Origin of the sequence: Massilia sp. Mn16-1_5, assembly GCF_004798585.1 — a bacterium.
GTDB lineage: Bacteria > Pseudomonadota > Gammaproteobacteria > Burkholderiales > Burkholderiaceae_D > Telluria.
In genome coordinates this window covers 1-25,278 of sequence record NZ_PPXQ01000027.1, presented here as the reverse complement: position 1 = coordinate 25,278, position 25,278 = coordinate 1, and the positions used below count along the sequence as shown (strand labels likewise).

The following is a 25,278-nucleotide window of genomic DNA, read 5'->3' as shown; positions in this document are numbered from 1 at the left end:
TCCGGCGCCGGCGGGAAGACTCGGCATTGACGTATAATTTCAGACCGCCCTTCCCGTGCAGGCCAGCTCTGCACGTCTCTTGAAAGTGAACGATGACTGCCCCGAAAACGTCCCTATCCCCGATCGAAACCCAGCTGCGAGCCATCCTGTCGCGCCGCATCATGATCCTGGATGGCGCGATGGGCACGATCATCCAGCAGTACAAGCTCGATGAAGCCGCCTACCGCGGCGGCCCGAACGGCCGTTTCGCCGACTTCACCGCGCCGCAAGACAGCGGCACGCGCGAACTTTTTGTGAAGGGCAATAACGAACTGCTGACGCTGACCCAGCCGCAGGTGATCCAGGAAATCCACGAGCGCTACCTGGCCGCCGGCGCCGACCTGATCGAAACGAATACCTTCGGCGCCACCAGCGTCGCCCAGGACGACTACCACATGGGCCACCTGGCCTATGAGATGAACGTCGAAGCCGCCAAGCTGGCGCGCGCCGCCTGCGACAAGTACAGCTCGGCCGACAAGCCACGTTTCGTCGCCGGCGCCCTCGGCCCGACGCCGAAGACGGCCTCGATCTCGCCCGACGTCAACGACCCGGCGGCGCGTAACGTCACCTTCGATCAACTCGTCGCCAGCTACCACGAGCAGGTACGCGGCCTGGTCGACGGCGGCGTCGACGTGCTGCTGGTCGAGACCATCTTCGATACCCTGAACTGCAAGGCCGCCCTGTTCGCGATCGACCAGTATTTCGACGAACATCCGGAGCAGGTGCGCAAACCGATCATGATCTCGGGTACCGTCACCGACGCCTCGGGCCGCATCCTGTCGGGCCAGACCGTGCCCGCCTTCTGGAATTCGGTGCGCCACGCGAAGCCGCTGACCATCGGCCTGAACTGCGCGCTGGGCGCGGCGCTGATGCGTCCCTACGCCGAAGAGCTGTCGCAGATCGCCGATACCTTTGTCTGCATCTACCCGAACGCCGGCCTGCCCAACCCGATGAGCGACACCGGCTTCGACGAGCTCCCTAGCGATACGTCCGCCCTGCTGCGCGAATTCGCCGACGCAGGTTTTGTCAACATCGCCGGCGGCTGCTGCGGCACCACGCCCGAGCACATTGCGGCCATCTCCGAACTGCTCTCGACCGCCAAGCCGCGCGCCGTGCCGGAGATCCCGACGGCGCTGCGCCTGTCGGGCCTGGAGCCGTTCACGGTCGACGAAAACTCTCTGTTCGTGAACGTCGGCGAGCGCACCAACGTCACCGGCTCGAAAGCCTTCGCGCGGATGATCCTGAACGAGCAGTTCGACGAGGCCTTGTCCGTCGCGCGCCAGCAGGTCGAGAACGGTGCCCAGGTCATCGACATCAACATGGACGAAGCGATGCTGGACTCGCAGGCGGCCATGACGCGCTTCCTGAACCTGATCGCGTCCGAGCCGGACATCTCGCGCGTGCCGATCATGATCGACTCCTCGAAATGGTCGGTCATCGAGGCCGGCCTGAAGTGCGTGCAAGGCAAGGCCATCGTCAACTCCATCTCGATGAAGGAAGGCGAAGCGGAGTTCATCCGCCAGGCCGCCCTGTGCCGCCGCTACGGCGCGGCCGTCATCGTCATGGCCTTCGACGAGCAGGGCCAGGCCGACACCTTCGAACGCAAGATCGAGATTTGCGAACGCGCCTACAAGGTGCTGACGGAACAAGTCGGCTTCCCGCCGGAAGACATCATCTTCGACCCGAACATCTTTGCGATTGCCACCGGCATCGAAGAGCACAACAACTACGCTGTCGATTTTATTAACGCGACGCGCTGGATCCGCCAGAACCTGCCGCATGCCAAGGTCTCGGGCGGTGTCTCGAACGTCTCCTTCTCCTTCCGCGGCAACGACCCGGCGCGCGAGGCGATCCACACCGTCTTCCTGTACCACGCAATCCAGGCCGGCATGACCATGGGTATCGTGAACGCCGGTATGGTCGGCGTGTATGACGACCTGCCGGTCGAGCTACGCGAGCGTGTCGAAGACGTGGTGCTCAACCGCCGCGAAGACGCGACCGAGCGCATGATCGAATTCGCCGGCTCACTCAAAGCCGGCGGCGGCAAGCAGGAACAGAACCTGGAATGGCGCAACGGCCCGGTCGAAAAGCGCCTGGCCCACGCGCTGGTGCACGGCATCACGCAATGGATCGTCGAGGACACCGAGGAAGCGCGCCAGGCGGTTGCTGCCGCCGACGGCCGCCCGATCCACGTGATCGAAGGCCCGCTGATGGACGGCATGAACATCGTCGGCGACCTCTTCGGCCAGGGCAAGATGTTCCTGCCGCAGGTCGTGAAATCGGCACGCGTGATGAAGCAGGCCGTGGCCCACCTGATCCCCTTCATCGAAGAGGAAAAGGCGCGCGAAGAAGAGCGCACCGGTATCGTGGCGAAACCGAAGGGCAAGATCGTGATCGCGACCGTCAAGGGCGACGTGCACGACATCGGCAAGAACATCGTCTCGGTGGTCCTGCAGTGTAATAACTTCGAAATCGTGAACATGGGCGTGATGGTGCCCTGCTCCGACATCCTGGCGAAAGCCAAGGAAGAGAACGCGGACATCGTCGGCCTGTCCGGCCTGATCACGCCTTCGCTGGAAGAGATGGCCCACGTCGCGCGCGAGATGCAGCGCGACCCGTGGTTCCGCGAGCGCCAGATCCCGCTCTTGATCGGCGGCGCCACCACCAGCCGCGCCCACACGGCCGTCAAGATCGCGCCGCACTACGACGGCCCGGTGGTCTACGTGCCGGACGCCTCGCGTTCGGTCTCGGTGGGCCAGTCGCTGCTGACCGAAGAATCGCGCCATGCCTACATGGCCGAGATCAAGGCGGACTATGAACGCATCCGCGAGCAGCACGCCAACAAGAAAGCGCTGCCGATGCTGTCGCTGGCGGATGCGCGCGCCAACAAGGCCAGGCTCGACTTCGCGCCGGTGAAGCCGAAGTTTATCGGCCGTCGCGTGTTCAAGAACGTCGAACTGTCGACGCTGGCGCGCTACATCGACTGGGGTCCGTTCTTCCAGACCTGGGACCTGGCCGGCCCCTTCCCCGCCATCCTGACCGACGAAGTCGTCGGCGAGGCGGCCTCGAAGGTCTTCGAGGAAGGCCAGGCGATGCTGAAGAAGATCATCGAAGGACGCTGGCTCACCGCGAATGGCGCCATCGCCCTGCTGCCGGCCAATAGCGTACGCGACGACGACATCGAGATCTACACGGACGAATCGCGCGACAAAGTTGTCTTCACCTGGCACGGCCTGCGCCAGCAGGGTGTGAAGCCTGTGGTCGACGGCGTACAGCGCCCGAACCAGTGCCTGGCCGACTTCATCGCACCGAAGGACTCGGGCGTGGCCGACTACATCGGCATGTTCGCGGTCACCGCCGGCCTCGGCATCGAAAAATACGAACAGCGTTTCGAAGCCGCGCACGACGACTACTCCTCGATCATGCTGAAGGCGCTGGCCGACCGCCTGGCCGAAGCCTTCGCCGAATACCTGCACGAGCGCGTGCGTACCGACCTGTGGGGCTATGCATCCAACGAGGACCTGAGCAATCCGGAACTGATCGCCGAGCAGTACGTCGGCATCCGCCCGGCGCCGGGCTACCCGGCCTGCCCGGAGCACACGGTCAAGAAGGAGCTGTTCGAGACCCTGCAGGCCGAGGAGATCGGCATGCAGCTGACCGAGTCGTTCGCGATGTATCCGGGCGCCGCGGTGTCGGGCTTTTATTTCGCGCACCCGGACTCGAAGTACTTCGTGGTCGGGAAGATCGGCGACGACCAGGTGAGCGACATGGCCGCGCGCCGTGGGATGGAGAAGGCCGAAGTCGAACGGCACTTGGCGCCGAACCTGTCCTGATACCGTACATCCCCTTCCAATGCCCGGAAGACGTAATGTCTTCCGGGCATTTTTGTGTCTGCCGCTCGTGCACATGAAATAATGCGTTGTGCATAAAATACATTTATTGCCAGCAATTATTGTTTTAGTTTTTTTATTCAGTTGCCGATGAGAGAATGTCAGATTCACCACATTCCCGATCGATGCGCGTCGTTCTCTTCGTCACTGCGTGGAAAGCCCTCTTAGTATGGACAACACCGTCAGCCTTAACTTTTCGGTAGCAAAGGTCATCGCCATCTTCACCGTCGTGGCCAGCCACTGGTTCAAGGACATTCCTTTGTGGCCGCTGGCGACCATCGCCCTGTTCCTGTTCGGCTTCTCCTCATCCTTCTTTACCGGCCGTATCTACGGCAGCGAAGTCGATGTGGGTGCGTTCTGGAAAAAGAAAGTGCAGCGTCTGGGCGTGCGCTACTGGCTGATCCTGATGGTGCTCGGAGCGCTGCTGCTGATCCAAGGCCGCGACGTCTTCCACTGGCATACACTGGTGCACATCGCCGGCCTGTCAGGCGTCCTGAACCTAATTGGTGCGAGCGAGAGCGCGCTCGGACGCGGCTTGTGGTTCTTCACACTGCTCCTGTTCTTCTATGCCTTGTATCCGATGCTGGCCAAGGCCTTGCGTGCGTCGAACCGAACCAGCGTGACGCTGGCGCTCACGGCCATTGCCCTGCTGCTGCTGAACGAATGGGTGGCGCTTGGCTTCTCGCTATGGCTGACCATGCTCGGCTTTATCCTCGGGATCCATGCCGGCGTAAATCGCCTGCGCCTGCAGCCACGCGCCGTCGATGCGCTGCTAGTGGCGGCACCGCTGCTACTGGTGGCTTGCAACTCCGGCTTCGGCCTGAAAGCGCTGAATGTACCGCTGCTGGGCCTTTTCGCCCTGGCGCTGTCGCTGCGCCTGACGATCCCGGGCACGCCGCTGACCTGGCTGCGTCCGCTGGTCGCGCTGGAAGCCTTCCTACTCGAAATCTACCTGATCCACTCCTACCTGTTCGTGCGCCCGACCGGCCATACGCTCGTTGACTTCGCGCTCAGCCTGGTGCTGATCGTGGCCGCCGCCATCGTGCTGAACCATGCCGGCAACCGCCTGGTCGCCCGGATCTTCGCGCCTCGCGCCGCGCCGGTACCGGTGCAGACACAGCGGGAAGACGACGATGCGATGGCAGGCGCCGCCTGAGCTGGCACTGATCTGCCCAGCCGAACTTCCTGTTCGAGTCATTGCCTAAGCTAATGCGGCTCCGTCCCGCAAGGAGAAAGTCATGGCAATGCATCTCTCGACCCGGCGCTGGCAGGACCAGGGCATCCTGCTGCTCGCCATCTGGCTCATCGTCTCGCCCTGGGTGATGGCTTACCCGAGCGATTCCCAACCGGCCGTCAACGCCACCATCGCGGGCGCCATCATGGCCGCCCTCGCCGCCTTCGACCTGTATAAAACCTATGCTTGGGCGGTATTCCTGAACATCATCCTCGGTATCTGGGTCGCCGTCTCGCCCTGGCTGGTGAACGTCATGCGCGACACGGCAATGAGCGCCAGCATGCTGCTGGTCGGCCTCGCCACGATCGTGCTCGGCATGTGGGAACTGCGGACCGACCCTGAGCTGCACCAGCAGTGGGCAGGTACCTAGCGCCTTTCACGCAGTGCTTAGAGGGCGCTGCGCACGACCTGGCCGGACCATTCGAAGGCCGCCATCTCGAGTTCGACCAGGTCGTCGCCGCTGTCGGCCAGCTGGCTCAGGGCCGGCATCACGTCTTCGCCCTCTTCCATCTTTTCGAAGGATTCGGCCAGGCGCAGCAGTTCGCCGAAGAAGCCGCTGCGCTTCAACAGGGCGTTCGCCACTTCATCGCTCACCGGGATCTGCTCGACCAGGTCGGCCATCGGCACGCAGAACAGCGTGTCCATCAGTGACATGATGCCGACTGTGAAGGCCATGTCGGCGACGTGGCGCTGGCCCGGACGCAGGCGTTCGGCCAGCAGCTCCATCAGGCGCGCACGGGTGCTGGCCAGCATCAAGAGCGGCGTCTGCGTGTGGCCGCGGGTGCCCGGTTCGGCGTACAGCATGATCTGGAGCCAGCGCTGCAGCTGGCGGCGGCCGAGGACGACCAGGGCCTGGCCGAGCGAATCGATGCGCTGGCGCAGGCCGGCCGCCGGCGTGTTCACGATGCGCAGCAGGTTGATGGACAAGGTCACGTCGCGCTTGATCGCGCGTTCGATCACGGCATTGTCGGCGTCCGACACGACCAGGTTCATCAGGTCCAGCACGGCCAGCTGCGAAGGCGACAGCTTGCGCCCGGCGATCACCGAGGGACGGGCGAAATAAAAGCCCTGGAAGTAATCGAAGCCGAGGTCGAGGCAGGTGCGGTATTCGGCTTGGCTCTCGACCTTCTCGGCGATCAGGCGCTTCCCCGTTCCGCGCAGGCGCGGCACCAGCGACAGCATGGTCACCACCGGCATCGCGCGCAGGTTGACCTTCACGTAATCGAGCAGAGGCAGCAAACGGCCCAGGCGGCTGCCGTGGGCGCTGGCCTCGGCGGCGAACTTGAAGCCGTGGCCGGCAAGTTCGGCCAGGCGCCACAAGACAGGCTCGGTGGCCTCCACCGAGCCCACCAGCTCGAGCACCGTGCGCTCGCGCGGCAGGAAGGCGAAGATATCGCTCATCAAGGCTTCGGTGTCGAGGTTCAGGAAGGCGGTCGCGTCGCCCACCGCGCGTGGCAGGCCGAGCTGGGCTGCGTGCGCCAGCACGTCGGCCGTCGCCGACAAGCCGGTATCGATGTCGGCGCTGTTGTTCGGGGTGCTCCGGAATAGCAGTTCGTAACCGAACAGGGCCTGGTTACGGTCCAACAGCGGCTGGCGCGCAAGGTAGAAATGTCGCAGCTGCAAAGGCTGGGATGCCTGGTCGAGGCTGGCGGTATCGGTCATCGCGGTCGCGTGGTCAGGTTCAAGCTGTTCACTCTACCGCATTCTCAGGAATTAGTGGATTTTCGGCATTATTTTTATTAAAAAATGATACAGAAAAGATAACTTTATCCCATAAATCGAATCAAATTGGTACGCCGTCAACGAAGACCAGCAACTCGCCCGGCGTGAACGCGGTCCAGGTTTCGTTGGTCGTCAGCGGTTCGGTGACGATGATGGCGACCCGGTCGTTGGGCGTGGTGACCTGGGAAAAGTCGACGGATAAATCTTCGTCGGACAGGCAGGCGGTGACGAAAGGATACTGGCGCACAACGTAGCTGAGCTTGGTCGAACAGTGCGCGAACAGGGCCGTGCCGTCCGACAGCATCATGTTGAAGGTACCGTGATCCGAGACAGTCCGTACCAGTTCGCCCAGCACTGCGCGCAAGGCCGGCAGCGTGGGCGGCGTATCGCCGAAGCGGCGCCGCAATTCCTGCAGCAGGAAGCAGAAGGCGCGCTCGCTGTCGGTGGTGCCAACCGGGCGGAAGGCGCCGTCGAGATGGGGATGGAATTCCTTGAGATCGCCGTTGTGGGCGAATACCCAGTAGCGGCCCCACAGCTCGCGCACGAAAGGATGGCAGTTCTCGAGCGCGACCTGCCCTTGCGTGGCCTTGCGGATATGGGCGATGACGTTGGTCGACTTGATCGGGTAACGCTTGATCAGTTCGGCGATCGGCGAAGCGATGGCTGCCTGGTGATCGACGAAATGGCGCACGCCGGCGCCTTCGAAGAAGGCGATGCCCCAGCCGTCGTGGTGGGTGTCGGTGCGGCCGCCGCGATGGGCGAAGCCGGTGAAGGAAAACACAATGTCGGTAGGGACATTGCAGTTCATTGCGAGGAGTTGGCACATGGGGAAGAGCTTACCATGTCGCCCGGACAGGCCGTGATGGCCGATTGTTACAAGATGTGGTGGGAGAGTCGACGAGGCGCAGGGCGAACACGGCGCCGGCCGATACCGGCGCCTGCATTCAGTTATGTCCCTGGCCGTCTGTAGATGTCCTCCAGCGATGCGGCGGACTGCTTAGTGCAGAACGACGGGCTGGCTCATCAGCGTGTCGTAGGAGCCGAGGAAGTCGTCGATTTCTTCCATGGTCGGCTCGCTCGCGATGAGGTTGTTGACGTCGCGGCGGAACGATTGTGCCAGTTTGCCGCCAATGAACGCTTCGCGACGGCCGGCCTTGTCGACGATCTCGTAACCGCCGAAGCGCAGGGCTTCGAGGTCGCGATCGACGCCAAATTCGACCACGCTGTACTGTTCGCTGTTATAGATCATGTTCATGATGACTCCTTCTCTCGATCAAGTGTCTGAGCAGCCGCGCGGCGGCGGGCGACTGGCTTCGACTTCAGTGAAGAGGTGGGGCTCGCCCAAGCAATTTCAAGAGTGCAGGTCGGGCGTGAGGGCCAACAGCTGATCGTATGGTGCGCTGCTCAACCATGATCGCAACTGGTCCAGGTGCGCCGTGTCGGCCACGCCGATGAACAGGCGCGCCGGCCGCTGGCGCAGCAGACGATTTAATGTAACACGCATGACGAGATTTCCCGCGCAGCACAGGCAACCGGGCGCGATGCGCGAGATCAGGAGTTTCTCGGAAATTTCGAGGACCGGATTGCCATCGGAAAGGCCTTCCAGGATCACGGCGGACAGCTCGCTACGGGGCGTAGAGGGGTCTTGCAGGGCCTGGGCAATGGCCGTTTCGCGCGCCCTCGCCGAGGGACCCGTGACCAGCACCGTAGGAATCGGATGACGCAAAGAAGAGCCTGATGAGAAGGATGGCCGGCGACGAATGCGCCGGCCGGAAACAGCTTATCCGCCGCGCTTGCCGAGCTTGCCCGGCTCGACGCCGAGCTGCTTCAGCTTGCGGTACAGGTGGGTGCGCTCGAGACCGGTCTTTTCGGCCACGCGCGTCATGCTGCCGCCTTCGCGGCCGAGATGGTGTTCGAAGTACATGCGCTCAAAGGCATCGCGCGCTTCGCGCAGCGGCAGGTCGAAGGAGAGCGTGTAGCCCTGCGTTTCGCCATGTCCGACCACGCCCACGCGTGCGCCGTTCAGCGGCGCCGGTGCAGGCTGGGCCGCGAACATCGGATTGCTCACCGGCGGCGCCTCGGCGACCGGGGCCGGCATGACGGGACGCGGCGGCGGCACCGGGGCGCGCGCCACTTCCTGGGCCCGGGTCAGGCCTTGCTGCACCGCTTTCAGCAGTTTCTGCAGGGCGATCGGCTTTTCCAGGAAATTCAGGGCGCCGATGCGGGTGGCCTCGACGGCGGTATCGATGGTGGCGTGGCCCGACATCATGATGACGGGCATGGACAGCAGGCCGTCGCGCTGCCACTCCTTGAGCAGGGTGACGCCGTCGGTATCGGGCATCCAGATATCGAGCAGGACCAGGTCGGGCGCGCCGGCGGCACGCGCTTCGCGCGCTTGCTGCGCGTTTTCGGCCAGCGTGATTGCGTGGCCTTCGTCTCCCAGGATTTCCGAGAGCAGCTCGCGGATGCCCATTTCATCATCAACTACGAGTATGTTCGCCATCGTTGCCTTCCGTCTCCACCCGAGTTAACAGTTGTATTCGAGTCGTGATTCTATTCCCGTTTTACACTTCGGCCAAGTTCGCCTCTTGTGCTAACTTTAACAGCAAAATGAATACTGACGCGCCACTTCCGTCCGGACGGTTCTGAACATCAATGCGACCACCGTGCTCGTCGATGATCTTTTTCACCATCGGCAGGCCGAGGCCGGTGCCGCGCGCCTTCGAGGTGACATAGGGTTCGAAGGCCCGTGCCAGGATCTTCGGCGCGAAGCCGGGGCCGTTGTCGAGGATCGCCAGGCGCACCGCCTCCCCCGCCGTACCGTCGGCGCCGGTGTAGCGGATGATCTCGGTGGCGACGTCGATGCGCGGCGCGGACGCCTCGGTTCCGCGGTCGGACAGCGCATCCTGGGCGTTCTGCAGCAGGTTGTGGATCACCTGGCGCAGCTGGGTCGGGTCGCCCATCACCTTCGGCAGGTTCGGCGCCAGGCTGGCGTGGATGATGTCGGACGCGTCCTCGGCCAGGTACAAGGTCAGGATTTCTTCGATCAGGGCATTCAGGTCGAGCGGCTCGAGCACCGCCGGCGGCGTGCGCGCATAGTCGCGGAAGTCGTCGACCATGCGCTTCATGGCGTCGACCTGGTTGACGATGGTGGTCGTGGCGCGTGCCAGCAGCGCGGCATCGGGCGCTTCCAGCTTGTCTTCCAGCTTCATCTGCAGGCGTTCGGCCGACAGCTGGATCGGGGTCAGCGGGTTCTTGATCTCGTGCGCCAGGCGCCGTGCGACCTCGCCCCAGGCCACCGAGCGCTGGGCCGAGATCACGTCCGAGATATCGTCGAACACGACGATGAAGCCGCTGCCGACGCCGACCGGCAGGCGCGAGCCGCGCGCCAGCAAGGTGGTGTCGTGGTCTTCGGCCGCGCCGCTGCCGCTGCCGCCGCTGCTGCTACTGCGGCGCGGGATTTCGATCTGCTGCTGCCAGTGGGTGCGCTGGCGCGCGGTGCCCGCGGCCGACTGCGCGCTCTGGGCCGAGAAGGCGCGCGTGATGGCGGCGGCGAAGGTCTCGAGGCCCTCGATCTTCGAGAGCGGCCCGTTCAAATGGCACTGCTCCATCTGCAGGATGCGGCAGGCGGCCTCGTTCGAATTCACCACGGTACCCTCGGCGTCCAGCACCAGCACGCCGGCCGACATGTTGGCCAGCACCGACTCCAGGTGGGCCTTGGCGCTTTGCAGGGCCGCGCGGTTGCGCTCGACGGCGCTTCTGGCCTCGAACAGCTGGCCGGTCATGGCATTGAAGGACTGGGTCAGCGTGCCCAGTTCGTCGCTGGTCTCGACGATCGGACGCGGAGAGAGGTCGCCTTCGGCCACCGCCTGCGTGCCCTCGGCCAGCACCAGCAGCGGCTGGGCCAGGTTCCCCGCGATCAGGACCGCGCTGCCGATGGCGCCGAAGATCGCCAGCAGCAGGGTCAAGGTCAGGGTCTCGATATACATGCGGCGCAGGCCGTCGCGCGCCACCGAGCGCTGCTGGTATTCGGAAAACGCGCTGCGCAGCACCTCGGCATTCGAGGCCAGGTTGACCGGCACCGTCTGCATCAGCTGCAGGTAGCGCGGCGCCGCGCCCGGCGGCTCGGGCACGGCCAGCACCGCGCGCAGGCGCAGGCTGGTGGCGGCATCGAGCGCGTTGGACTCGTTCGCGCCGTTGGCCGCATTCTCGCGGAAGTCGAGTTCGATCCCGCCCTCGGCGCGCGCATAACCGCCCGGCATGGCGGCCTGGCGCACCATCTGCGTGTTCGGCAGGTCGGCGGTGAGATCGGCGCGCCGGTCTTCGCTGGCGCTGGCGACCAGCTTGCCGTTGGCGTCGAGCAGGAGCGCGCTCTGCATCCCTTCGGTATCGGACACCAGCTGCGACAGGGTCATCTGGGCGCCGGTGTCGTCCTGGCCGGACAGGGTCGCGGCCACGGTCTGGCCCTTGGCTGTCAGTTCGGCCAGCGACTCGTCGAGCGCGGCGTGGCCCAGGTTCAGGCCGGACTGCAGCGCGGCCTCGATCTTGACGTCGAACCAGGACTCGATCGAATGCGAGACGAACTGCACCGACACCATGAAGATGATCAGGCCGGGCAGGATGCCGATACCGGCGAACAGCAGCACCAGCCGCGCCATCAGGCGCGAGCCGAAGCGGCCCGCCTTATAGCGCGAATACAGGCGGCCGAGGGCGACGACGACGAGGATCAGCAGCAGGAACGCGATCGTCGCGTTCAGGCCGAGCAGCCAGGAGTAATAACGGTCGAAGAAGCCGGAGTTGTCCGAGGCCGAGGCAAGCAGGAACAGCAGGATCGAGACGACCGCCCCGCCGACTACCAGCGCATAGCGCATGGCCTGGTTCACGCCTTACTCCGCACGGTAATTGAAGGTCTTCCGGTTCGAGGCCAGGTGCCAGTCCGAATTGCTGAACGCGTTCACCTGCAGCGGCTTTTGCAGCAGGTCGCGGTTCATGTACATGCGCAGCGTGACTTCATAGGTCTCGCCGTGCTTGAGCGCCCCTTTGGGCGCGATCAGCCAGCGCGCGGGGCGCCGGATCTGGAACATCGCTTCGTCCAGGGTCTGGTACGTTTGCTGGACGCTGCCGCCCATCGACACATAGTACTGCCGCAGCAGCACGTCGTAGGAAATGCTCACCGTGCGCTTGGTCGAGACGGCGCGGTCGTCGCGCCAGTACCAGCGCGGGCGCGTCAGTTCGATCTCGGTGGTGAAGTACAGTTTGACGCCGTGCTGCAGGGCGTCTTCCAGGTCGCGGTTCAGGTCGAACGAATAGTTGGCGGCGAGACGGTAGCCTTCGTCGGATGCCTCGATCTTCGCCAGCGTGATGTCGATCCCGTCGGCCGCCTGCGCCGTTGCGCACGCGAAGACCAGCAGGAGCTGGCAGGCGAGGAGGCGAAAGAATCGTAAAGTCACAGAGGGCCGGAACCTAATCAAGTTGAGCTAGAGCGTGAAAAAACCGTTACGCCACTCTTTTCTCGAACAGGGCGTAGAACAGTCCGTCATGATCGAGCCCGGCGCCGCTCGAGGGAAGCAGCTGCCCTGGCGCATCGAGGCGGACGGCGTCAGCATGGCGTGCCGCAAACGCGGCTGCCTGCGCCTCCGATTCCTGGGGCCAGAGCGAACATGTCACAAACAGCAATTTACCATCGGCCCGCAGCATCTGCCAAAGATTGTCGAGTATCTCACTGGAAAGTGTTGTAAGTTGGCGCGTGTCGGTCTTGCGGCGCAGCCAGCGGATATCCGGGTGGCGCCGCACGATGCCCGAGGCCGTGCACGGCACGTCGGCCAGGATGCGGTCGTATTGACGGCCATCCCACCAGTCCTGCGTCTGCGCTTCGGCCGCCACCAGGGTGCCTGATAAGCCCAGCCGGCCCAGGTTGTCGCGCACGCGCGCCAGGCGCTGCGGGTCGGCGTCGACCGCCGTCAGTTCCACGTCCGCCAGCTCCAGGATATGGCCGCTCTTGCCGCCCGGCGCCGCGCAGGCGTCAAGCACGCGCATGCCCGGCTCCAGGCCCAGCAGGGGCGCGGCGAGCTGGGCGCCGGCGTCCTGCACCGAGACCAGGCCGTCGTGGAAGCCGGGGATCTGCGACACGTTGGTCGCCTGCTTCAGGCGCAGCGCGCTCGGGCCGATGCGGTCGGCTGCCAGGCCCGCCTCTTCCAGGCGGCGCAGGTAGTCTTCCAGCGAAGTCTTGCGCGTATTGACGCGCAGGGTCAGCGGCGGATGGCGGTTGCCGGCCTCGAGGATCGCTTCCCAGTCGCGCGGATAAGCCGCCTTGGTGGCGTCGATCCACCACTGCGGATAATTCCAGCGCGCCAGCGGATGCTTCACTGCCGCAGCGACGAGCTCCTCGCGCTCGCGCAGGAAACGGCGCAGCACGGCGTTCACCATCGCCTTGGCGTGGGCCAAATCGGGGTGGCGGCTGGCCGCCGTCACGGCCTGGTCGACCACCGTGAACGGCTCGTAGGCGGCCTGTTCGCCCGGCGGCGGATCGAGCAGCACCAGCGCGCATTCGATCAGGCCGACCAGCATCGGCACGTCCGGCGCCTTGGTCGTCATCAGGCCGAGCAGGGTTTCGGCACGCCCGAGGCCGCGCATGCTGCGGTAGGCCAGGTCCTGGATCGCGCCGCGGCCCTGGGGCGTGGCCTCATAAGCCGTGAACACGTTCGCCAGCGCCTGCGGCAGCGCGGTGCCGTCGCGCACCTGGGCGACGGCGCTGGCCGCGCCCAGCATGGCCAGCGCGAGCGAATCGGCCGGCAGGTCCGGCCGGTAGGCCTGCTGGAACTGGGGTTTTATCTCGTAGCTCGGGCGCATGGCCGCTTCCGGTTTGCGCGGCGCCGCCGGCTTCGCTTCCGGCCGCTTTTCGGGCCTTGGCGCCGGCTGGCTCGCCGTCTTCGGCCGGGCATACTGCGCGGCCGGATTGGCGGGCTTGGCTGCAGGCTTGCCGCTGGCGGCCTTGGGCTTGATGGTGAGCGTCGGGCGCTTGTCGGTCATGATGGCGGGTCAATACGGGAAAGACCCGCATTGTACCGGCTCCGCCTTTGGTCGGCCTTAAATGGCAACTGCGCCGCCGCGGACTGTGGCGGCAGGGCCCGTATTCGGCGTTGCAGCAAACCAGTATAATGAAACCCGTCTGCCGTGGCCGCGCCACCGCCTTACCGAACTTATCGACTAATTATGCTCGCCCAACAAAAACAAGAGATCGTTGCCCTCTTCCAGGCCGCCCTTGCGCCGATCGTCGCCGGCACCGATCTGACCCCGAACATCGTTCTGGAACGCCCGCGCGATCCAAGCCACGGCGACGTCGCCTGCAACATCGCCATGCAGCTGGCCAAGCCCCTCAAAACCAACCCGCGCGAACTGGCCACGCGCCTGGTCGCCGCCCTGCAAGCCGACCCGAAGGCCGCGAACATCGTCGAATCGCTCGAGATCGCCGGCCCCGGCTTCATCAACCTGCGCGTGGCCGCTAGCGCCAAGCAGTCGGTGGTGCGCTCCGTCCTGGAACAAGGCGAGGCCTTCGGTCGCGGCACCTCGGGCGAAGGCCACCACGCGATCATCGAATTCGTCTCGGCCAACCCGACCGGCCCGCTGCACGTCGGCCACGGCCGCCAGGCGGCGCTGGGCGACGCCCTCTCGTCCCTGTTCGAAGCGCAAGGCCACCAGGTCACGCGCGAGTTCTACTACAACGACGCCGGCGTGCAGATCGCCACGCTGGCCAATTCGGTGCAGGCACGCGCCCGCGGCTTCAAGCCGGGCGACGCCGAATGGCCCGAGTCGGCCTACAACGGCGACTATATCGCCGACATCGCCGCCGACTTCCTGGCGGGTAAAACCGTTTCGGCCAGCGATGGCGAGCCGGCCACCGGTAGCGGCAACGCCGACGACATCGAATCGATCCGCCGCTTCGCGGTCGCCTACCTGCGCAACGAGCAGGACCAGGACCTGCAAGCCTTCGGCGTCAAGTTCGACAATTACTACCTCGAGTCCTCGCTCTATGCCGACGGCAAGGTGGAACAGGCCGTGCAAAGCCTGATCGACGCCGGCGTCACCTACGAGCAGGATGGCGCCCTGTGGCTCAAGACAACCGACTACGGCGACGACAAGGACCGCGTGATGCGCAAGTCCGACGGCACCTACACTTATTTCGTGCCCGACGTCGCTTACCACATCCAGAAATTCCGCCGCGGCTTCGACCAGGCGATCAACATCCAGGGCAGCGACCACCACGGCACCATCGCGCGCGTGCGCGCCGGCCTGCAGGCCGTGAACATCGGCATCCCGCAGGGCTATCCCGACTACGTGCTGCACAAGATGGTCACCGTCATGAAGGACGGCGAAGAAGTCAAGATTTCGAAGCGTGCCGGTTCCTACGTGACGGTGCGCGACCTGATCGAATGGTCGGGCAACGGCGACATCACGCGCGGCCGCGACGCCGTGCGCTTCTTCCTCATCTCGCGCAAGGCCGACACCGAATTCGTGTTCGACGTCGACGTCGCCCTGAAGACCTCGGACGAAAACCCGGTCTACTACGTGCAGTACGCCCACGCGCGCATCTGCTCGGCGCTGGCCAACTGGGGCGGCGACGAATCCACCCTGGCCAAGGTCGACCTGTCGCCCTTGACCACGCCGCACGAAGCGGGCCTGCTGTCGAAGCTGGCCGCGTATCCGGAAATGCTGCAGCGCGCCCAGGCCGAACTCGGCCCGCACCAGGTCGCCTTCTACCTGCGCGAACTGGCCGGCGAACTGCACAGCTACTACTTCGCACACAAGTGGCTGCTCGACGATAACGAGCCGCTCAAGCTGGCACGCCTGGCCCTGGCCACGGCCACCCGCCAGGTCCTGCGCAACGGCCTGGCCCTGATCGGCGTCTCAGCGCCGAACAAGATGGAACGCGCCCCAGCGGACGCACAAGACGAACCACAAGCATAAGCAAGCGATCATGACCGCCACCCTTCGTTTCCCTTCCCGCCAGCGCGGCAGCACCCTGACCGGCATCATCATCGGCCTGATCATCGGCCTGGGTATCGCGGTGGCGGTCGCGCTGATGATCACCAAGGGCGCCTCGCCCTTCACCGACCGCTCGAACAAGATGGGCCGTCCGGCCGACCTCGAGCCGAGCCAGGCCAACGATCCGAACAAGCCGATGTACGGCAACCGCGACGCCGCGCGCGAGGCGGCCAAGCAGCTGGCCGAGCGCGAAGCCAAGAAGAACGAAGCGGCAGCGGCCGCTCCGGCCCCGGCCCCGGCGCCAGCCCCTGCGCCGGCCGCCGCGACCGAATCCGATCCGCTCGGCCAGGCGATCGCCGGCATGACGGCGGCCAGCGAGCCGAAACCGGCCAGGGCACCGGCGGCGGCAGCGCCGGCCGCGGCTCCTGCAGGCGCACCGGCGGCGCCAGCTGCCGCTGCCGGCGGCGACGACAAGTACATCTACTACCTGCAGGCCGGCGCCTTCCGCGACATGTCGGACGCCGAGGCCACCCGTGCCAAGCTGGCGCTGCTCGGCTTCGAAGCCGCGATCAGCGACCGCGCCAGCGACAGCGGCACCCTCCACCGCGTGCGCCTGGGTCCGTTCAACCAGGTCGAGGCCGTGAACAAGGCGCGCGCCAAACTCCTCGACAGCGGCATCGATGTCGCGATCGTCCGTAATCAACGATAAGCAACGAAAAGGAAAACGCTTGATGAACATGCTCCGCCGCCTGCTGTGCACCGCCGCCCTGCTGACCCTGGGCGGTGTCGCTTCCGCCGCTCCCGTCACACCGAAGGAAGGCGTGCACTACAACGTGCTGCCGCAAAAGCTGGAAACCCCGGCCGGCAAGCCGGTGGAGGTCATCGAGTTCTTCGCTTATTACTGCCCGCACTGCAACGTGTTCGAGCCGCTGCTGGCCGACTGGGTGAAAAAGCAGGGCAACAACATCGTCTTCAAGCGCGTGCACGTGGCCGGCGGCGCACGCGTGCTGCCGCAGCAGCGCCTGTTCTACGCGCTCGACGCGCTCGGCCTGGTCGGCCAGTACCACACCAGGGCCTTCGCCGCCATGCACGAGCAGGGCGTACGCTTCGCCAACGACCAGGAAGTCATCGACTGGGCCGCCAAGTCCGGCATCGACCGCGCCCGCTTCACCGACGCCTACAACTCCTTCGGCGTGCAGGCCAAGGCACGCCGCGCCGGCGCCATGATGAACGAGTACCGCGTCGACCACTGGCCGATGGTCGCGATCGACGGCCGCTTCATTACCTCGCCGTCGATGGCGAACCCGGAAGACTCGCCGGCGCAGACCGAAATCGAGCAGCAGAAGGTCGCGCTGCAGGTGATGGACGCCCTGGTGGAAAAAGCCAAAGCGGACAAGAAATGACCGCAGCGGCCGAAGCCGGCCGGGTCTTCATCACCGGCGCTTCGAGCGGCATCGGCGCGGCCCTGGCGCGCGAATATGCCGCGCGCGGCGCCACCCTCGGCCTGGCCGCACGGCGCGGCGACGCGCTCAGCGCACTGGTCGCATCCCTCCCTCATGCGCAGCGCCACCGCAGCTACGCGCTGGACGTCCTCGACCACGCCGCGCTGGCAGCGGCCGCCGCCGACTTCATGGCGGCAAATGGCGGCGCCGACGTCGTCATCGCCAGCGCCGGCATTTCGCACGGCACGCTCACCGAGCGGCCTGAAGACCTGCCCGTGTTCGCGTCCGTGTTCGCCACGAACGTGACGGCCACCGTCGCCACGTTCGCACCTTTTGTAGCGGCCATGAAAACGCAGGGCACGCCCTGCCGCCTGGTGGCGATCGGCAGCGTGGCGGGCGTGCGCGGCATGCGCGGCGCCGGCGCCTATTGCGCCTCGAAGGCCGCGGTGCACGCCTACTGCGAATCGCTGCGCCTCGAACTGCACGCGACCAACATCCGGGTGGTGACCATCGCCCCCGGTTATATCGATACCCCCATGACCCGCAACAACCGCTTTCCCATGCCCTTCCTGATGCCGGCCGAGCGTTTCGCGGCCCAGGCCGTGCGCGCCATCGCGCGCGGCGACAGCTACCGCGTCCTGCCCTGGCAGATGGGTGTCGCAGCCAAGCTGCTGCGTGCCCTGCCGAACGCCCTCTTCGACCGCGTGTTCGCGCATGCGCCGACCAAGCATCGCAAGGAGGCCGTATGAACGCCGCCGCCATTGCCGCACTGTCGCAATCGGGCGTTGCCGTCGAAGTGGTCGAAGAGACCGGCTCGACCAATGCCGACCTGCTGGCGCGCGCCGCCAGCCTGCAGGCGCCGCTGCTGCTCGTCGCTAGACACCAGACCGCCGGCCGCGGCCGCGCCGGGCGCAGCTGGCTGTCCTCGAGCGAAGGCTCGCTGACCTTCTCGCTGGCCTGGCGCGTCGAGGGCGGTCTGCCGCGCCTGACCGGACTGCCGCTGGCGATCGGCGTGGCGCTGGCCGAAACCCTGGAGCGCCTCGGCGTGCAGGTCGGCCTCAAATGGCCGAACGACGTGCTGCGCGACGGCGACAAGCTGGCCGGCATCCTGGTCGAGACGCAAGCGGCGCCCCAGGGCGGCGTCTGGGTCGTGATCGGCATCGGCCTGAACCTGCTCATGCCCGACGAACTCGAAGCGCGGATCGGGCGCAGCGTCGCCTCGCTGCCCTGGCTGGCGCGCATGGACCGCGACTCGCTCATGGCCGCCCTGCTCGACGGCCTGGCCGGCGCGCTGCGCGAATTCGAACGCGCCGGTTTCGCCGCCTTTGCCGCGCGCTGGAACCTGCGCCATGCCTGGCAGGGCGAGACGGTAAGAGTGCTCGACCGCGGCAGCGTGCTGCATGAAGGCAGCGCCGCCGGCGTGGACGATGCCGGCCGCCTGCTGCTGGACACGGCGGAGGGCCGCATCACGGTGCTGGCCGGCGACGTGTCGCTGCGCGTGAAAGGTCTGGAATAAGATGCTGCTGCTGATCGATGCCGGCAATACCCGGGTCAAGTGGGCGCTGGCGGCGCCCGGCGCTGCCGCCGGCGAATGGCTCGAGCTGGGCGCGGCCCTGCATGCCGACCTCGACGCCGCTGCCGCCGCCTGGCAAGGCCGCGGCGTCACCCGGGCGCTCGTATCGAACGTGGCCGGCGCCGCCCTGCGCGAGCGCCTCGCCGCCCTGCTCGGCTCGATCGATACCGAGTGGTTCGCCTCCAGCGCCGCACGGGCGGGCCTGGTGAACGGCTACCGCGAGCCGCAGCGCTTGGGTTGCGACCGCTTCGCCGCCGCGATCGGCGCGCGTGCGCTGGCGCCGGATCAGCCGCTGGTGGTGGCCACCTGCGGCACCGCGACCACGGTCGACGCCATCACCGCGGATGGCCGTTTCGTGGGCGGCATGATCCTGCCCGGCCTGGCGCTGATGGCCGGCGTGCTGGCGAAGAATACGGCGCAGCTGCCGCAGGCGAGCCCTGGTGCGGCGCCACCGCCGCTGTTCGCCGACAATACCAATGATGCGATCGTCTCCGGCTGCCTGTCGGCCCAGGCCGGCGCGATCGAGCGCGCGGTAGCCAGCCATTGCGGCGCCCTGTGCATCCTGTCGGGTGGCGCCGCGCCATATATCGCGCCGGCGCTCAAGTGCGGCTACCGCCTGGCCGATAATATCGTGCTGGTCGGCCTGCATGCGGTGGCGCTGACGGATTGAGAATGGAGGAACGGACTTGCTGAGATTCGTATTCTGGGCTTTGCTGTGCGCGAACGCGCTGCTGTTCGCCTATGGCCGCGGCTTGCTTGGCTCCTTCGAGGCCGAGACGCACGAGCCCGCGCGTCTGCGCAACCAGCTGGCGGCCGACAAGCTGGTGCTGCTTTCCAGCGACCAGGCGCAGGCAGTTGCCGCCGCCGCGGTGCCTGCCGAAGAGGAGAGCGAAACGCCGGCCCCGGCCCCTGCCGCCGTGCCGGTCGCCGCCGCGCCCTCCCCTGCCGTCGCCTGTGTCGAAACCGAGGCCTTCGCGGCTGGCGACGCCCGCCGTTTCGAGACGCGCCTGGCGCGCCTGGACCTGGGCGCGCGCCAGACCCGCCTGACGGTACCCTTCCAGGAAGTGACCAGCCACCTGGTCTACCTGCCGCCCGCGAACGGCAAGGAAGGCGCCGACCGCCGCACGGCGGAACTGCGCGAGCGCGGCGTGACCAATTCCTTCGTGATGCAGGGAGACTCGCCCCTGAAATGGGCGATTTCGCTGGGGGTGTTCAAGACCGAAACGGCGGCGCGCAACGAAGCGGCGCGCCTGACGAAACTTGGCGTGGCGGGCGTGCGCGTGCTGCCGCGCGGGCCGCAGTCGCAGCGTTTCGCTTACCGTTTCCGGGACATCGATGCGGCGATCCGCAACCGGATTGTCGAGGCCGGACGCGGGATGTCGGCGGCCGTGTTGCATATCTGCCGATGAGGTCTGCCTATGCGCGTACGCGTGGAGTCAGGAGCGGATCGCCGCCCGCTCCACCCTACGTACACCTATATTCGTAGGGTGGAGTTCTCACTCCACGCGTCAACGGACTCCAATAAACCCTAGCGCTTCACCACGATCGGCTTCAGGCCCAGCCCCGACGGCAGCGACTTCGCCGCCTGCTGCGCCTCCGCCCGCGTCTCGAACGGTCCGCCGTACAGGCGATGCACCGCCCCCGCCGGCGCCACCTCGAGGCTGCCAACCGACACCCCCGCGTCCGCCAGCTGGCGGCTCATTTCCTGCGCCTTGTCCTGCGCCTTTTCGACGCGGCTGTAGGCGCCCAGCTGCAGCCAGAAACCGGCCGCCGCGGTGGCCGTGTTCAGGCCCTGGGCAGGCGTCGGCTTGACGACCGCGGCGCTGTCGCTCTGGCCCCGGTCTTCCAGCATCATCGCCGCGATGTCCGGCGGCGCCGGCGTGACGTCGAGCGCCTGCGTTTTCGACACGGCGGCGCGGCGGATGGTCGCTTCGCGCGCCGGATCGTTCGGGAACAGGCGTTCGATCTCGACCTCGTGGCTGCCCTTGCCCAGCAAGCCGAGCTTCAGGGCCGCCGTGTACGAGACGTCGACGATACGGCTGGCGTGGAAGGGACCGCGGTCGTTGATGCGCACGACCACCGACTTGCCGCTGTCGATGCTGGTGATACGGGCATAGGACGGGATCGGCAGCGTCGGGTGCGCGGCCGTCATCTTGTACATGTCGTAGGGTTCGCCCGAGGAAGTGCGCTGGCCGTGGAATTTCACGCCATACCAGCTGGCCACGCCGCGCTGGCTGAAGGGTTCCTGGTGCAGGATGGGATTGTAGGTCTGGCCGAATACGGAATACGGGCGGTTCGCCCATTTCGAATACGGCTCGTCGCGCACGACGGCGTCCGGCACCAGTTCCAGGCCCGGCGGGATATTGCGGCCCGGACCGTCGTCCTTGTAGTAGCCGCCACGGCCGGAACCGGCCGCGGGCAGTGCGATGTCACCTTTCGGAGGGGTAATCTTGTGCTTCCACGGCAGCGGAATCAGTGGCTTGTGTTCGCCAGTGGATCCGCAGCCGGTCATCAAGGCCGCGAGGGCGATGACCGCTGGGAATAATCTCGGAGCGGTCATGCGCGCCTCCTCCTTCTTTATGTCTGCACCAGTTTCCGGTGTCTTTGTATGCTCATCAATATGCCGGCGCCGAGGCCCAGCGTAATGAACGCGGTGCCGCCATAGCTCATGAAAGGCAGCGGAACACCCACCACCGGGAGGATGCCGCTCACCATGCCCATGTTGACAAAGGCATACGTGAAGAAAATCATCGTGATCGCACCGGCCAGCAGCCGGGAGAACAGATTCGGTGCGTTCGCCGCGATCATCATGCCGCGGCCGATCAGCAGCAGATAGATTACCAAAAGAATCAGGTTGCCGACCAGTCCAAATTCTTCGGAATAGACCGAGAACAGGAAATCGGTCGTTTGTTCGGGTACGAATTCGAGCTGGCCCTGGGTTCCCTTGCCGTAGCCCTTGCCCATGATGCCGCCCGAGCCGATCGCGATGGTCGACTGGATGATGTGGAAGCCCTTGCCGAGTGGGTCGGAGGTCGGGTCGATCAGGGTCATCACGCGTTCGCGCTGGTAATCGTGCAGCATCGACCAGGCGATCGGCATGCCGGCCGCCCCAAGCGTGGCCAGGCCGATGATCACTTTCCACGACAGGCCGGCCAGGAACAGGACGTAGAAGCCGGAGGCGCCGACCATCAGCGCGGTGCCGAGGTCGGGCTGCTTGGCGATCAGCGTGAACGGGATCAGCAGCAGGATCGACGCCACCAGGAAGGACTTCCATTCCCCCACCTTGGCCCGGTTCTGGAAATACCAGGCCAGCATCAGCGGCGTGGCGATCTTCAATATCTCCGAGGGCTGGATGTCGACCCCCACGTGCAGCCAGCGCCGCGCGCCCTTCTTGATGATGCCGAACAGGGCGACCGCGACCAGCAGCGTGACGCCGAAGGTGTAGACCGGCACCGCCAGGCGCATCAGCGTCTGCGGCGGAATCAGCGCGGCGACCCACATGACGACGAAGGCGAGCAGGAAGTTGCGCATCTGCGCTTCGACCCGGCCCGGGAATTCGGCGCCGGCCGAGGACATCGTGATCACGCTCGTGGTCAGCAGCATGAACAGGACCATGGCGAGAGGCCAGTCGAAGACGGTGAAATACGGCTTCAGCCGGCGGCTGAGGGAACGCCGCTCCGGGTAATAGGCCATTTGTTACTCCTTGGTGGGGACCGGCGCCGTCAGCGCGGAGGCTGTCGCGGCTGGAACGGCAGGCGTCGCGACGGGCGCGGCGGCCTTGGGCGCCTGGGCTGCGCGCGCCGCAGTGACGACCGGCGCGGCGGCCGGCTGGACGCCAGGCTTGGCGCCAGGCGCCGCATCGTCCGTCTTGGGCGGCGGCGGGCGCTTGCCGAGCAGGTAGTAGTCGAGCGCCTTCCTGGCGATCGGCGCCGCCGAGGCCGCGCCGAAGCCGGCGTTCTCGACCACCAGCGCGATCGCGATGGTCGGCTTGTCGGCCGGCGCGAAGGCCGTGTACAGCGCGTTGTCGCGGTGCCGCTCGTCGATCGCGTGGGCGTTGTACTTCTGCCCCTTCAGGCCGATCACCTGGGCGGTACCGGTCTTGCCGCCCGAGACGTAGCCGGCGTTGGCGAAGGCGCGCGCGCCGGTGCCTTCCTGCGTCACGCCGACCATCGCGCGCTTGATGAAGTCGATGTTTTCCTGCTTGAGCGGAATGCGCCGGCTTTCCTTCGGCACGGTGAGCGTGCGCTGGCGCGTCGCGCCGTCCTCGATCAGCTTGACCAGGTGCGGTTTCATGACCACGCCGTTGTTCGCCAGGTTGGCGATCGCATGCGCCAGCTGGATCATCGTGTAGTTATTAAAACCCTGGCCGATCGACACCGAGATGGTGTCGCCGCCGACCCACTTCTGGGCCGCGCGGTTGCGCTTGAAGCGGTTCGCCTTCCATTCCTTGGACGGCAGCACGCCCGACTTCTCGTGCTCGAGGTCGATGCCGGTCGGCTCGCCGAAACCGAAATGATGCATGAAGGCCGACAGGCGGTCGATGCCCATCTCGTTGCCGAGCTGGTAGTAATAGGTATCGCAGGACTCGGCGATCGAGCGGTACATGTCGACGTAGCCGTGGCCGCCCGGCTTGTCGTCGTTGAAGCGGTGCCCGCCGAGCATGAAGAAGCCCGGATCGCGGATCGCATCCGACGGCCGGCGCAGGCCGTATTCGAGGGCGGCCAGCGACATGAAGGGCTTGAAGGTCGAACCCGGCGGATAGGTGCCCGAGAGCGGACGGTTCATCAGCGGCTTGTCGAGCGAGGTATTGAGCTCGTTCCAGCTCTGGCTGTCGATGCCGTCGACGAACAGGTTGGGGTCGAAGCCCGGACGCGAGACATAGGCCAGCACGTCGCCCGTTTCCGGCTGGATGGCGACGAAGGCGCCGCGCTGGTCGCCGAAGGCTTCCTCGACCACCTTCTGCAGTTCGATGTCGATCGACAGGATCAGGTTGCTGCCCGGGACGGGCGGACGGCGCGACAGCGTGCGGATCGCGCGCCCGCCGGCGGAACGCTCGACTTCCTCGTAGCCGGTGGTGCCGTGCAGCTGGCGCTCGTACTTCTTCTCGAGGCCTTCCTTGCCGATATGCTCGGTGCCGTTGTAATTGGCGGCGTCGTCGCTCTCGCCGATGGCCTCGGCCTCGCGCTGGTTGATGCGGCCGATGTAGCCGACCACGTGCGAGGCGACCTCGCCCAGCGGGTACTGGCGGAACAGGCGCGCCTGCACCTCCACGCCCGGGAAGCGGAAGCGCTGCGCCGTGAAGCGCGCCACCTCGTCGTCGGTCAGGCGGGTACGCAGCGGCACGCTGGCGAAGCTGCGCGACTCTTCCAGCAGGCGCTTGAAGCGCTTGCGGTCCTTCGGCTCGATCGCCACCAGCTTGGCCAGCTCGTCGATCACCGAGTCCATGCTGGCCTGCAGTTTCGAGGGCGTGATCTCGAGCGTGTAGGCCGAGTAGTTGCGCGCCAGGACCACGCCGTTGCGGTCGACGATCAGGCCGCGGTTGGGCACGATCGGCACCAGCGCGATGCGGTTGTCCTCGGCCTGGGCGTGGTATTTCTCGTGCTGGATCACCTGCAGCCAGACGAAACGCGCGACCAGCAGGCCGAAGCAGACGAACACCAGCACCGCCAGCCCGGTGAGGCGCAGGCGGAAGCGGTGGATCTCGCGGTCGCTATCTTTGATTTCGGTCATCGTACTGCCGGGCGTGTCAGATCGGGCGCGTGTGGTCGCGGTCGACGGCGCGGCGCTGCGGCGCCAGCAGCAACCAGGTGATCACCGGCCACAGGGCAACGGCGACCGCGCTTTCGATGAAGTGCAGCCAGCCGGGGAAGCGGCCGGTCGCGAAGAAGTGCACCAGCGATTGGATCGCCTGGGTCAGCAGCAGCAGCGGGAACACATGCATGGCCTGGGTCAGCACCGGGAACCACAGCACGCGGCGGTGGATCATCGTGGCGACATACGACAGCAGCGTATAGGCCAGCGCGTTCTCGCCCAGCAGGGTCGCGTCGTGCACGTCCATCAAGAGGCCCATGCCGAAGGCGACGCCGATGCCGACTTTTCTCGGCTGGTGGATGCCCCAGAAGACCAGCACCAGCGCCACGAAATCGGGCGCGCCGGTCCACTGCCCCCAGGGCAGCAGGTTGAGCATGAAGGCGCAGGTCAGGCTGAACGCGATGAACAGCGGGCTGACCGGCAGCAGGATGTAGTTGGGACGATGTCCGGGCATTACGCGCCCTCCTTGCGAATCGTCGGCTGGGCCGGCGCGGTGGCGGCTGACGGCGGTGCGGCCGGGCGCGCGGTGCCGGTTGCGGCAGGTGCGCCCACGGCCGGCGGGTTGGCGGCTGGCGGACTGGCGGC

Annotated in this window: 22 protein-coding genes; 10 read left to right on the top strand and 12 right to left on the bottom strand. The window is 66.1% G+C overall.

All coding sequences use genetic code 11. The features are described 5' to 3' along the window. Window positions 1-92 precede the first annotated feature (92 nt). The 3 genes from metH (at window position 93) to C2862_RS23245 (ending at window position 5,533) form a co-directional block, all read left to right on the top strand. The gene (gene metH, locus C2862_RS23255) at window positions 93-3,872 is read left to right on the top strand and encodes a methionine synthase (RefSeq protein ID WP_136223150.1); all 3,780 of its coding nucleotides are present in this window, start codon (window positions 93-95) and stop codon (window positions 3,870-3,872) included. Window positions 3,873-4,098: 226 nt separating this feature from the next. After that, complete coding sequence (locus C2862_RS23250) at window positions 4,099-5,085, top strand: acyltransferase family protein (protein WP_136223148.1); 987 nt, start codon at window positions 4,099-4,101, stop codon at window positions 5,083-5,085. Window positions 5,086-5,167: 82 nt separating this feature from the next. Then, the gene (locus tag C2862_RS23245; RefSeq protein WP_136223146.1) at window positions 5,168-5,533 is read left to right on the top strand and encodes an SPW repeat protein; all 366 of its coding nucleotides are present in this window, start codon (window positions 5,168-5,170) and stop codon (window positions 5,531-5,533) included. 17 nt (window positions 5,534-5,550) lie between these two features. Here C2862_RS23245 and C2862_RS23240 read toward each other — a convergent pair whose 3' ends face one another. The 8 genes from C2862_RS23240 to rsmB all read right to left on the bottom strand — a co-directional run bounded on the left by C2862_RS23240 (window position 5,551) and on the right by rsmB (window position 13,734). Beyond that, on the bottom strand, window positions 5,551-6,825 hold the full coding sequence (locus tag C2862_RS23240; protein WP_136223144.1) for an EAL and HDOD domain-containing protein: 1,275 nt from the start codon (window positions 6,823-6,825) through the stop codon (window positions 5,551-5,553). 121 nt (window positions 6,826-6,946) lie between these two features. Further along, window positions 6,947-7,711 (bottom strand): class II glutamine amidotransferase, encoded by a 765-nt coding sequence (locus tag C2862_RS23235; RefSeq protein ID WP_136223142.1) that lies wholly within the window; start codon window positions 7,709-7,711, stop codon window positions 6,947-6,949. Window positions 7,712-7,882: 171 nt separating this feature from the next. After that, a complete protein-coding gene (locus C2862_RS23230; RefSeq protein ID WP_027865841.1) occupies window positions 7,883-8,140 on the bottom strand; it encodes a DUF3567 domain-containing protein in 258 nt (85 codons plus the stop codon). A 96-nt stretch (window positions 8,141-8,236) separates the two neighbouring features. After that, window positions 8,237-8,611 carry a GTPase gene (locus C2862_RS23225; RefSeq protein ID WP_136223140.1) on the bottom strand — a complete coding sequence of 125 codons (375 nt, stop codon included), beginning with the start codon at window positions 8,609-8,611 and terminating at the stop codon, window positions 8,237-8,239. Between the two features lie 54 nt (window positions 8,612-8,665). Beyond that, window positions 8,666-9,388 carry a response regulator gene (locus C2862_RS23220; protein ID WP_136223138.1) on the bottom strand — a complete coding sequence of 241 codons (723 nt, stop codon included), beginning with the start codon at window positions 9,386-9,388 and terminating at the stop codon, window positions 8,666-8,668. A gap of 61 nt (window positions 9,389-9,449) precedes the next feature. Continuing rightward, window positions 9,450-11,768, bottom strand: coding sequence for an ATP-binding protein (locus C2862_RS23215; RefSeq protein WP_168710153.1), 2,319 nt, complete (start codon window positions 11,766-11,768; stop codon window positions 9,450-9,452). A gap of 3 nt (window positions 11,769-11,771) precedes the next feature. Beyond that, window positions 11,772-12,335, bottom strand: coding sequence for a DUF4390 domain-containing protein (locus C2862_RS23210; RefSeq protein ID WP_136223136.1), 564 nt, complete (start codon window positions 12,333-12,335; stop codon window positions 11,772-11,774). A gap of 46 nt (window positions 12,336-12,381) precedes the next feature. Next, on the bottom strand, window positions 12,382-13,734 hold the full coding sequence (gene rsmB, locus C2862_RS23205) for a 16S rRNA (cytosine(967)-C(5))-methyltransferase RsmB (protein ID WP_373888277.1): 1,353 nt from the start codon (window positions 13,732-13,734) through the stop codon (window positions 12,382-12,384). A gap of 363 nt (window positions 13,735-14,097) precedes the next feature. On the opposite strand from rsmB, the gene argS reads away from it, so the two are divergent. Genes argS through C2862_RS25420 form a run of 7 tightly spaced genes read left to right on the top strand, consistent with a single transcriptional unit; the run spans window position 14,098 to window position 20,291 of the window. Continuing rightward, window positions 14,098-15,849, top strand: coding sequence for an arginine--tRNA ligase (gene argS, locus C2862_RS23200; RefSeq protein ID WP_136223132.1), 1,752 nt, complete (start codon window positions 14,098-14,100; stop codon window positions 15,847-15,849). A gap of 10 nt (window positions 15,850-15,859) precedes the next feature. Further along, on the top strand, window positions 15,860-16,576 hold the full coding sequence (locus C2862_RS23195; protein ID WP_136223130.1) for an SPOR domain-containing protein: 717 nt from the start codon (window positions 15,860-15,862) through the stop codon (window positions 16,574-16,576). 22 nt (window positions 16,577-16,598) lie between these two features. Next, window positions 16,599-17,270 (top strand): thiol:disulfide interchange protein DsbA/DsbL, encoded by a 672-nt coding sequence (locus C2862_RS23190; protein ID WP_136223128.1) that lies wholly within the window; start codon window positions 16,599-16,601, stop codon window positions 17,268-17,270. Next, window positions 17,267-18,058: an SDR family oxidoreductase gene (locus tag C2862_RS23185; RefSeq protein ID WP_136223126.1), complete on the top strand. Its 792-nt coding sequence runs from the start codon at window positions 17,267-17,269 to the stop codon at window positions 18,056-18,058. The genes C2862_RS23190 and C2862_RS23185 overlap by 4 nt, the downstream gene beginning before the upstream one ends. After that, complete coding sequence (locus tag C2862_RS23180; protein WP_136223124.1) at window positions 18,055-18,825, top strand: biotin--[acetyl-CoA-carboxylase] ligase; 771 nt, start codon at window positions 18,055-18,057, stop codon at window positions 18,823-18,825. Before C2862_RS23185 ends, C2862_RS23180 begins: the two co-directional genes overlap by 4 nt. Window position 18,826: 1 nt before the next feature. Continuing rightward, window positions 18,827-19,552: a type III pantothenate kinase gene (locus C2862_RS23175; RefSeq protein ID WP_136223122.1), complete on the top strand. Its 726-nt coding sequence runs from the start codon at window positions 18,827-18,829 to the stop codon at window positions 19,550-19,552. Window positions 19,553-19,568: 16 nt separating this feature from the next. Further along, on the top strand, window positions 19,569-20,291 hold the full coding sequence (locus C2862_RS25420) for an SPOR domain-containing protein (protein WP_168710152.1): 723 nt from the start codon (window positions 19,569-19,571) through the stop codon (window positions 20,289-20,291). Window positions 20,292-20,410: 119 nt separating this feature from the next. On the opposite strand, the gene C2862_RS23160 is transcribed toward C2862_RS25420, so the two are convergent. From C2862_RS23160 to mreD, 4 genes are read right to left on the bottom strand one after another with little or no spacing between them, the layout of a single operon-like run. Further along, window positions 20,411-21,442, bottom strand: coding sequence for a septal ring lytic transglycosylase RlpA family protein (locus C2862_RS23160; RefSeq protein WP_136223116.1), 1,032 nt, complete (start codon window positions 21,440-21,442; stop codon window positions 20,411-20,413). Between the two features lie 17 nt (window positions 21,443-21,459). Then, window positions 21,460-22,575: a rod shape-determining protein RodA gene (rodA, locus tag C2862_RS23155; protein ID WP_136223114.1), complete on the bottom strand. Its 1,116-nt coding sequence runs from the start codon at window positions 22,573-22,575 to the stop codon at window positions 21,460-21,462. 3 nt (window positions 22,576-22,578) lie between these two features. Next, entirely contained in the window at window positions 22,579-24,612 is a 2,034-nt protein-coding gene (gene mrdA / locus C2862_RS23150; RefSeq protein WP_136223112.1) for a penicillin-binding protein 2, read from the bottom strand. 16 nt (window positions 24,613-24,628) lie between these two features. Continuing rightward, window positions 24,629-25,147: a rod shape-determining protein MreD gene (mreD, locus tag C2862_RS23145; protein WP_136223110.1), complete on the bottom strand. Its 519-nt coding sequence runs from the start codon at window positions 25,145-25,147 to the stop codon at window positions 24,629-24,631. Between the last annotated feature and the right edge of the window lie 131 nt (window positions 25,148-25,278).

Bases quoted from the DNA above. Each gene is read 5' to 3' on its own strand.
- metH (WP_136223150.1), top strand. From the start codon at position 93: ATGACTGCCCCGAAAACGTCCCTATCCCCGATCGAAACCCAGCTGCGA.
- C2862_RS23250 (WP_136223148.1), top strand. From the start codon at position 4,099: ATGGACAACACCGTCAGCCTTAACTTTTCGGTAGCAAAGGTCATCGCC.
- C2862_RS23245 (WP_136223146.1), top strand. From the start codon at position 5,168: ATGGCAATGCATCTCTCGACCCGGCGCTGGCAGGACCAGGGCATCCTG.
- C2862_RS23240 (WP_136223144.1), bottom strand. From the start codon at position 6,825: ATGACCGATACCGCCAGCCTCGACCAGGCATCCCAGCCTTTGCAGCTG.
- C2862_RS23235 (WP_136223142.1), bottom strand. From the start codon at position 7,711: ATGTGCCAACTCCTCGCAATGAACTGCAATGTCCCTACCGACATTGTG.
- C2862_RS23230 (WP_027865841.1), bottom strand. From the start codon at position 8,140: ATGAACATGATCTATAACAGCGAACAGTACAGCGTGGTCGAATTTGGC.
- C2862_RS23220 (WP_136223138.1), bottom strand. From the start codon at position 9,388: ATGGCGAACATACTCGTAGTTGATGATGAAATGGGCATCCGCGAGCTG.
- rsmB (WP_373888277.1), bottom strand. From the start codon at position 13,734: ATGCGCCCGAGCTACGAGATAAAACCCCAGTTCCAGCAGGCCTACCGG.
- argS (WP_136223132.1), top strand. From the start codon at position 14,098: ATGCTCGCCCAACAAAAACAAGAGATCGTTGCCCTCTTCCAGGCCGCC.
- C2862_RS23195 (WP_136223130.1), top strand. From the start codon at position 15,860: ATGACCGCCACCCTTCGTTTCCCTTCCCGCCAGCGCGGCAGCACCCTG.
- C2862_RS23190 (WP_136223128.1), top strand. From the start codon at position 16,599: ATGAACATGCTCCGCCGCCTGCTGTGCACCGCCGCCCTGCTGACCCTG.
- C2862_RS23185 (WP_136223126.1), top strand. From the start codon at position 17,267: ATGACCGCAGCGGCCGAAGCCGGCCGGGTCTTCATCACCGGCGCTTCG.
- C2862_RS23180 (WP_136223124.1), top strand. From the start codon at position 18,055: ATGAACGCCGCCGCCATTGCCGCACTGTCGCAATCGGGCGTTGCCGTC.
- C2862_RS23175 (WP_136223122.1), top strand. From the start codon at position 18,827: ATGCTGCTGCTGATCGATGCCGGCAATACCCGGGTCAAGTGGGCGCTG.
- C2862_RS23160 (WP_136223116.1), bottom strand. From the start codon at position 21,442: ATGACCGCTCCGAGATTATTCCCAGCGGTCATCGCCCTCGCGGCCTTG.
- rodA (WP_136223114.1), bottom strand. From the start codon at position 22,575: ATGGCCTATTACCCGGAGCGGCGTTCCCTCAGCCGCCGGCTGAAGCCG.
- mrdA (WP_136223112.1), bottom strand. From the start codon at position 24,612: ATGACCGAAATCAAAGATAGCGACCGCGAGATCCACCGCTTCCGCCTG.
- mreD (WP_136223110.1), bottom strand. From the start codon at position 25,147: ATGCCCGGACATCGTCCCAACTACATCCTGCTGCCGGTCAGCCCGCTG.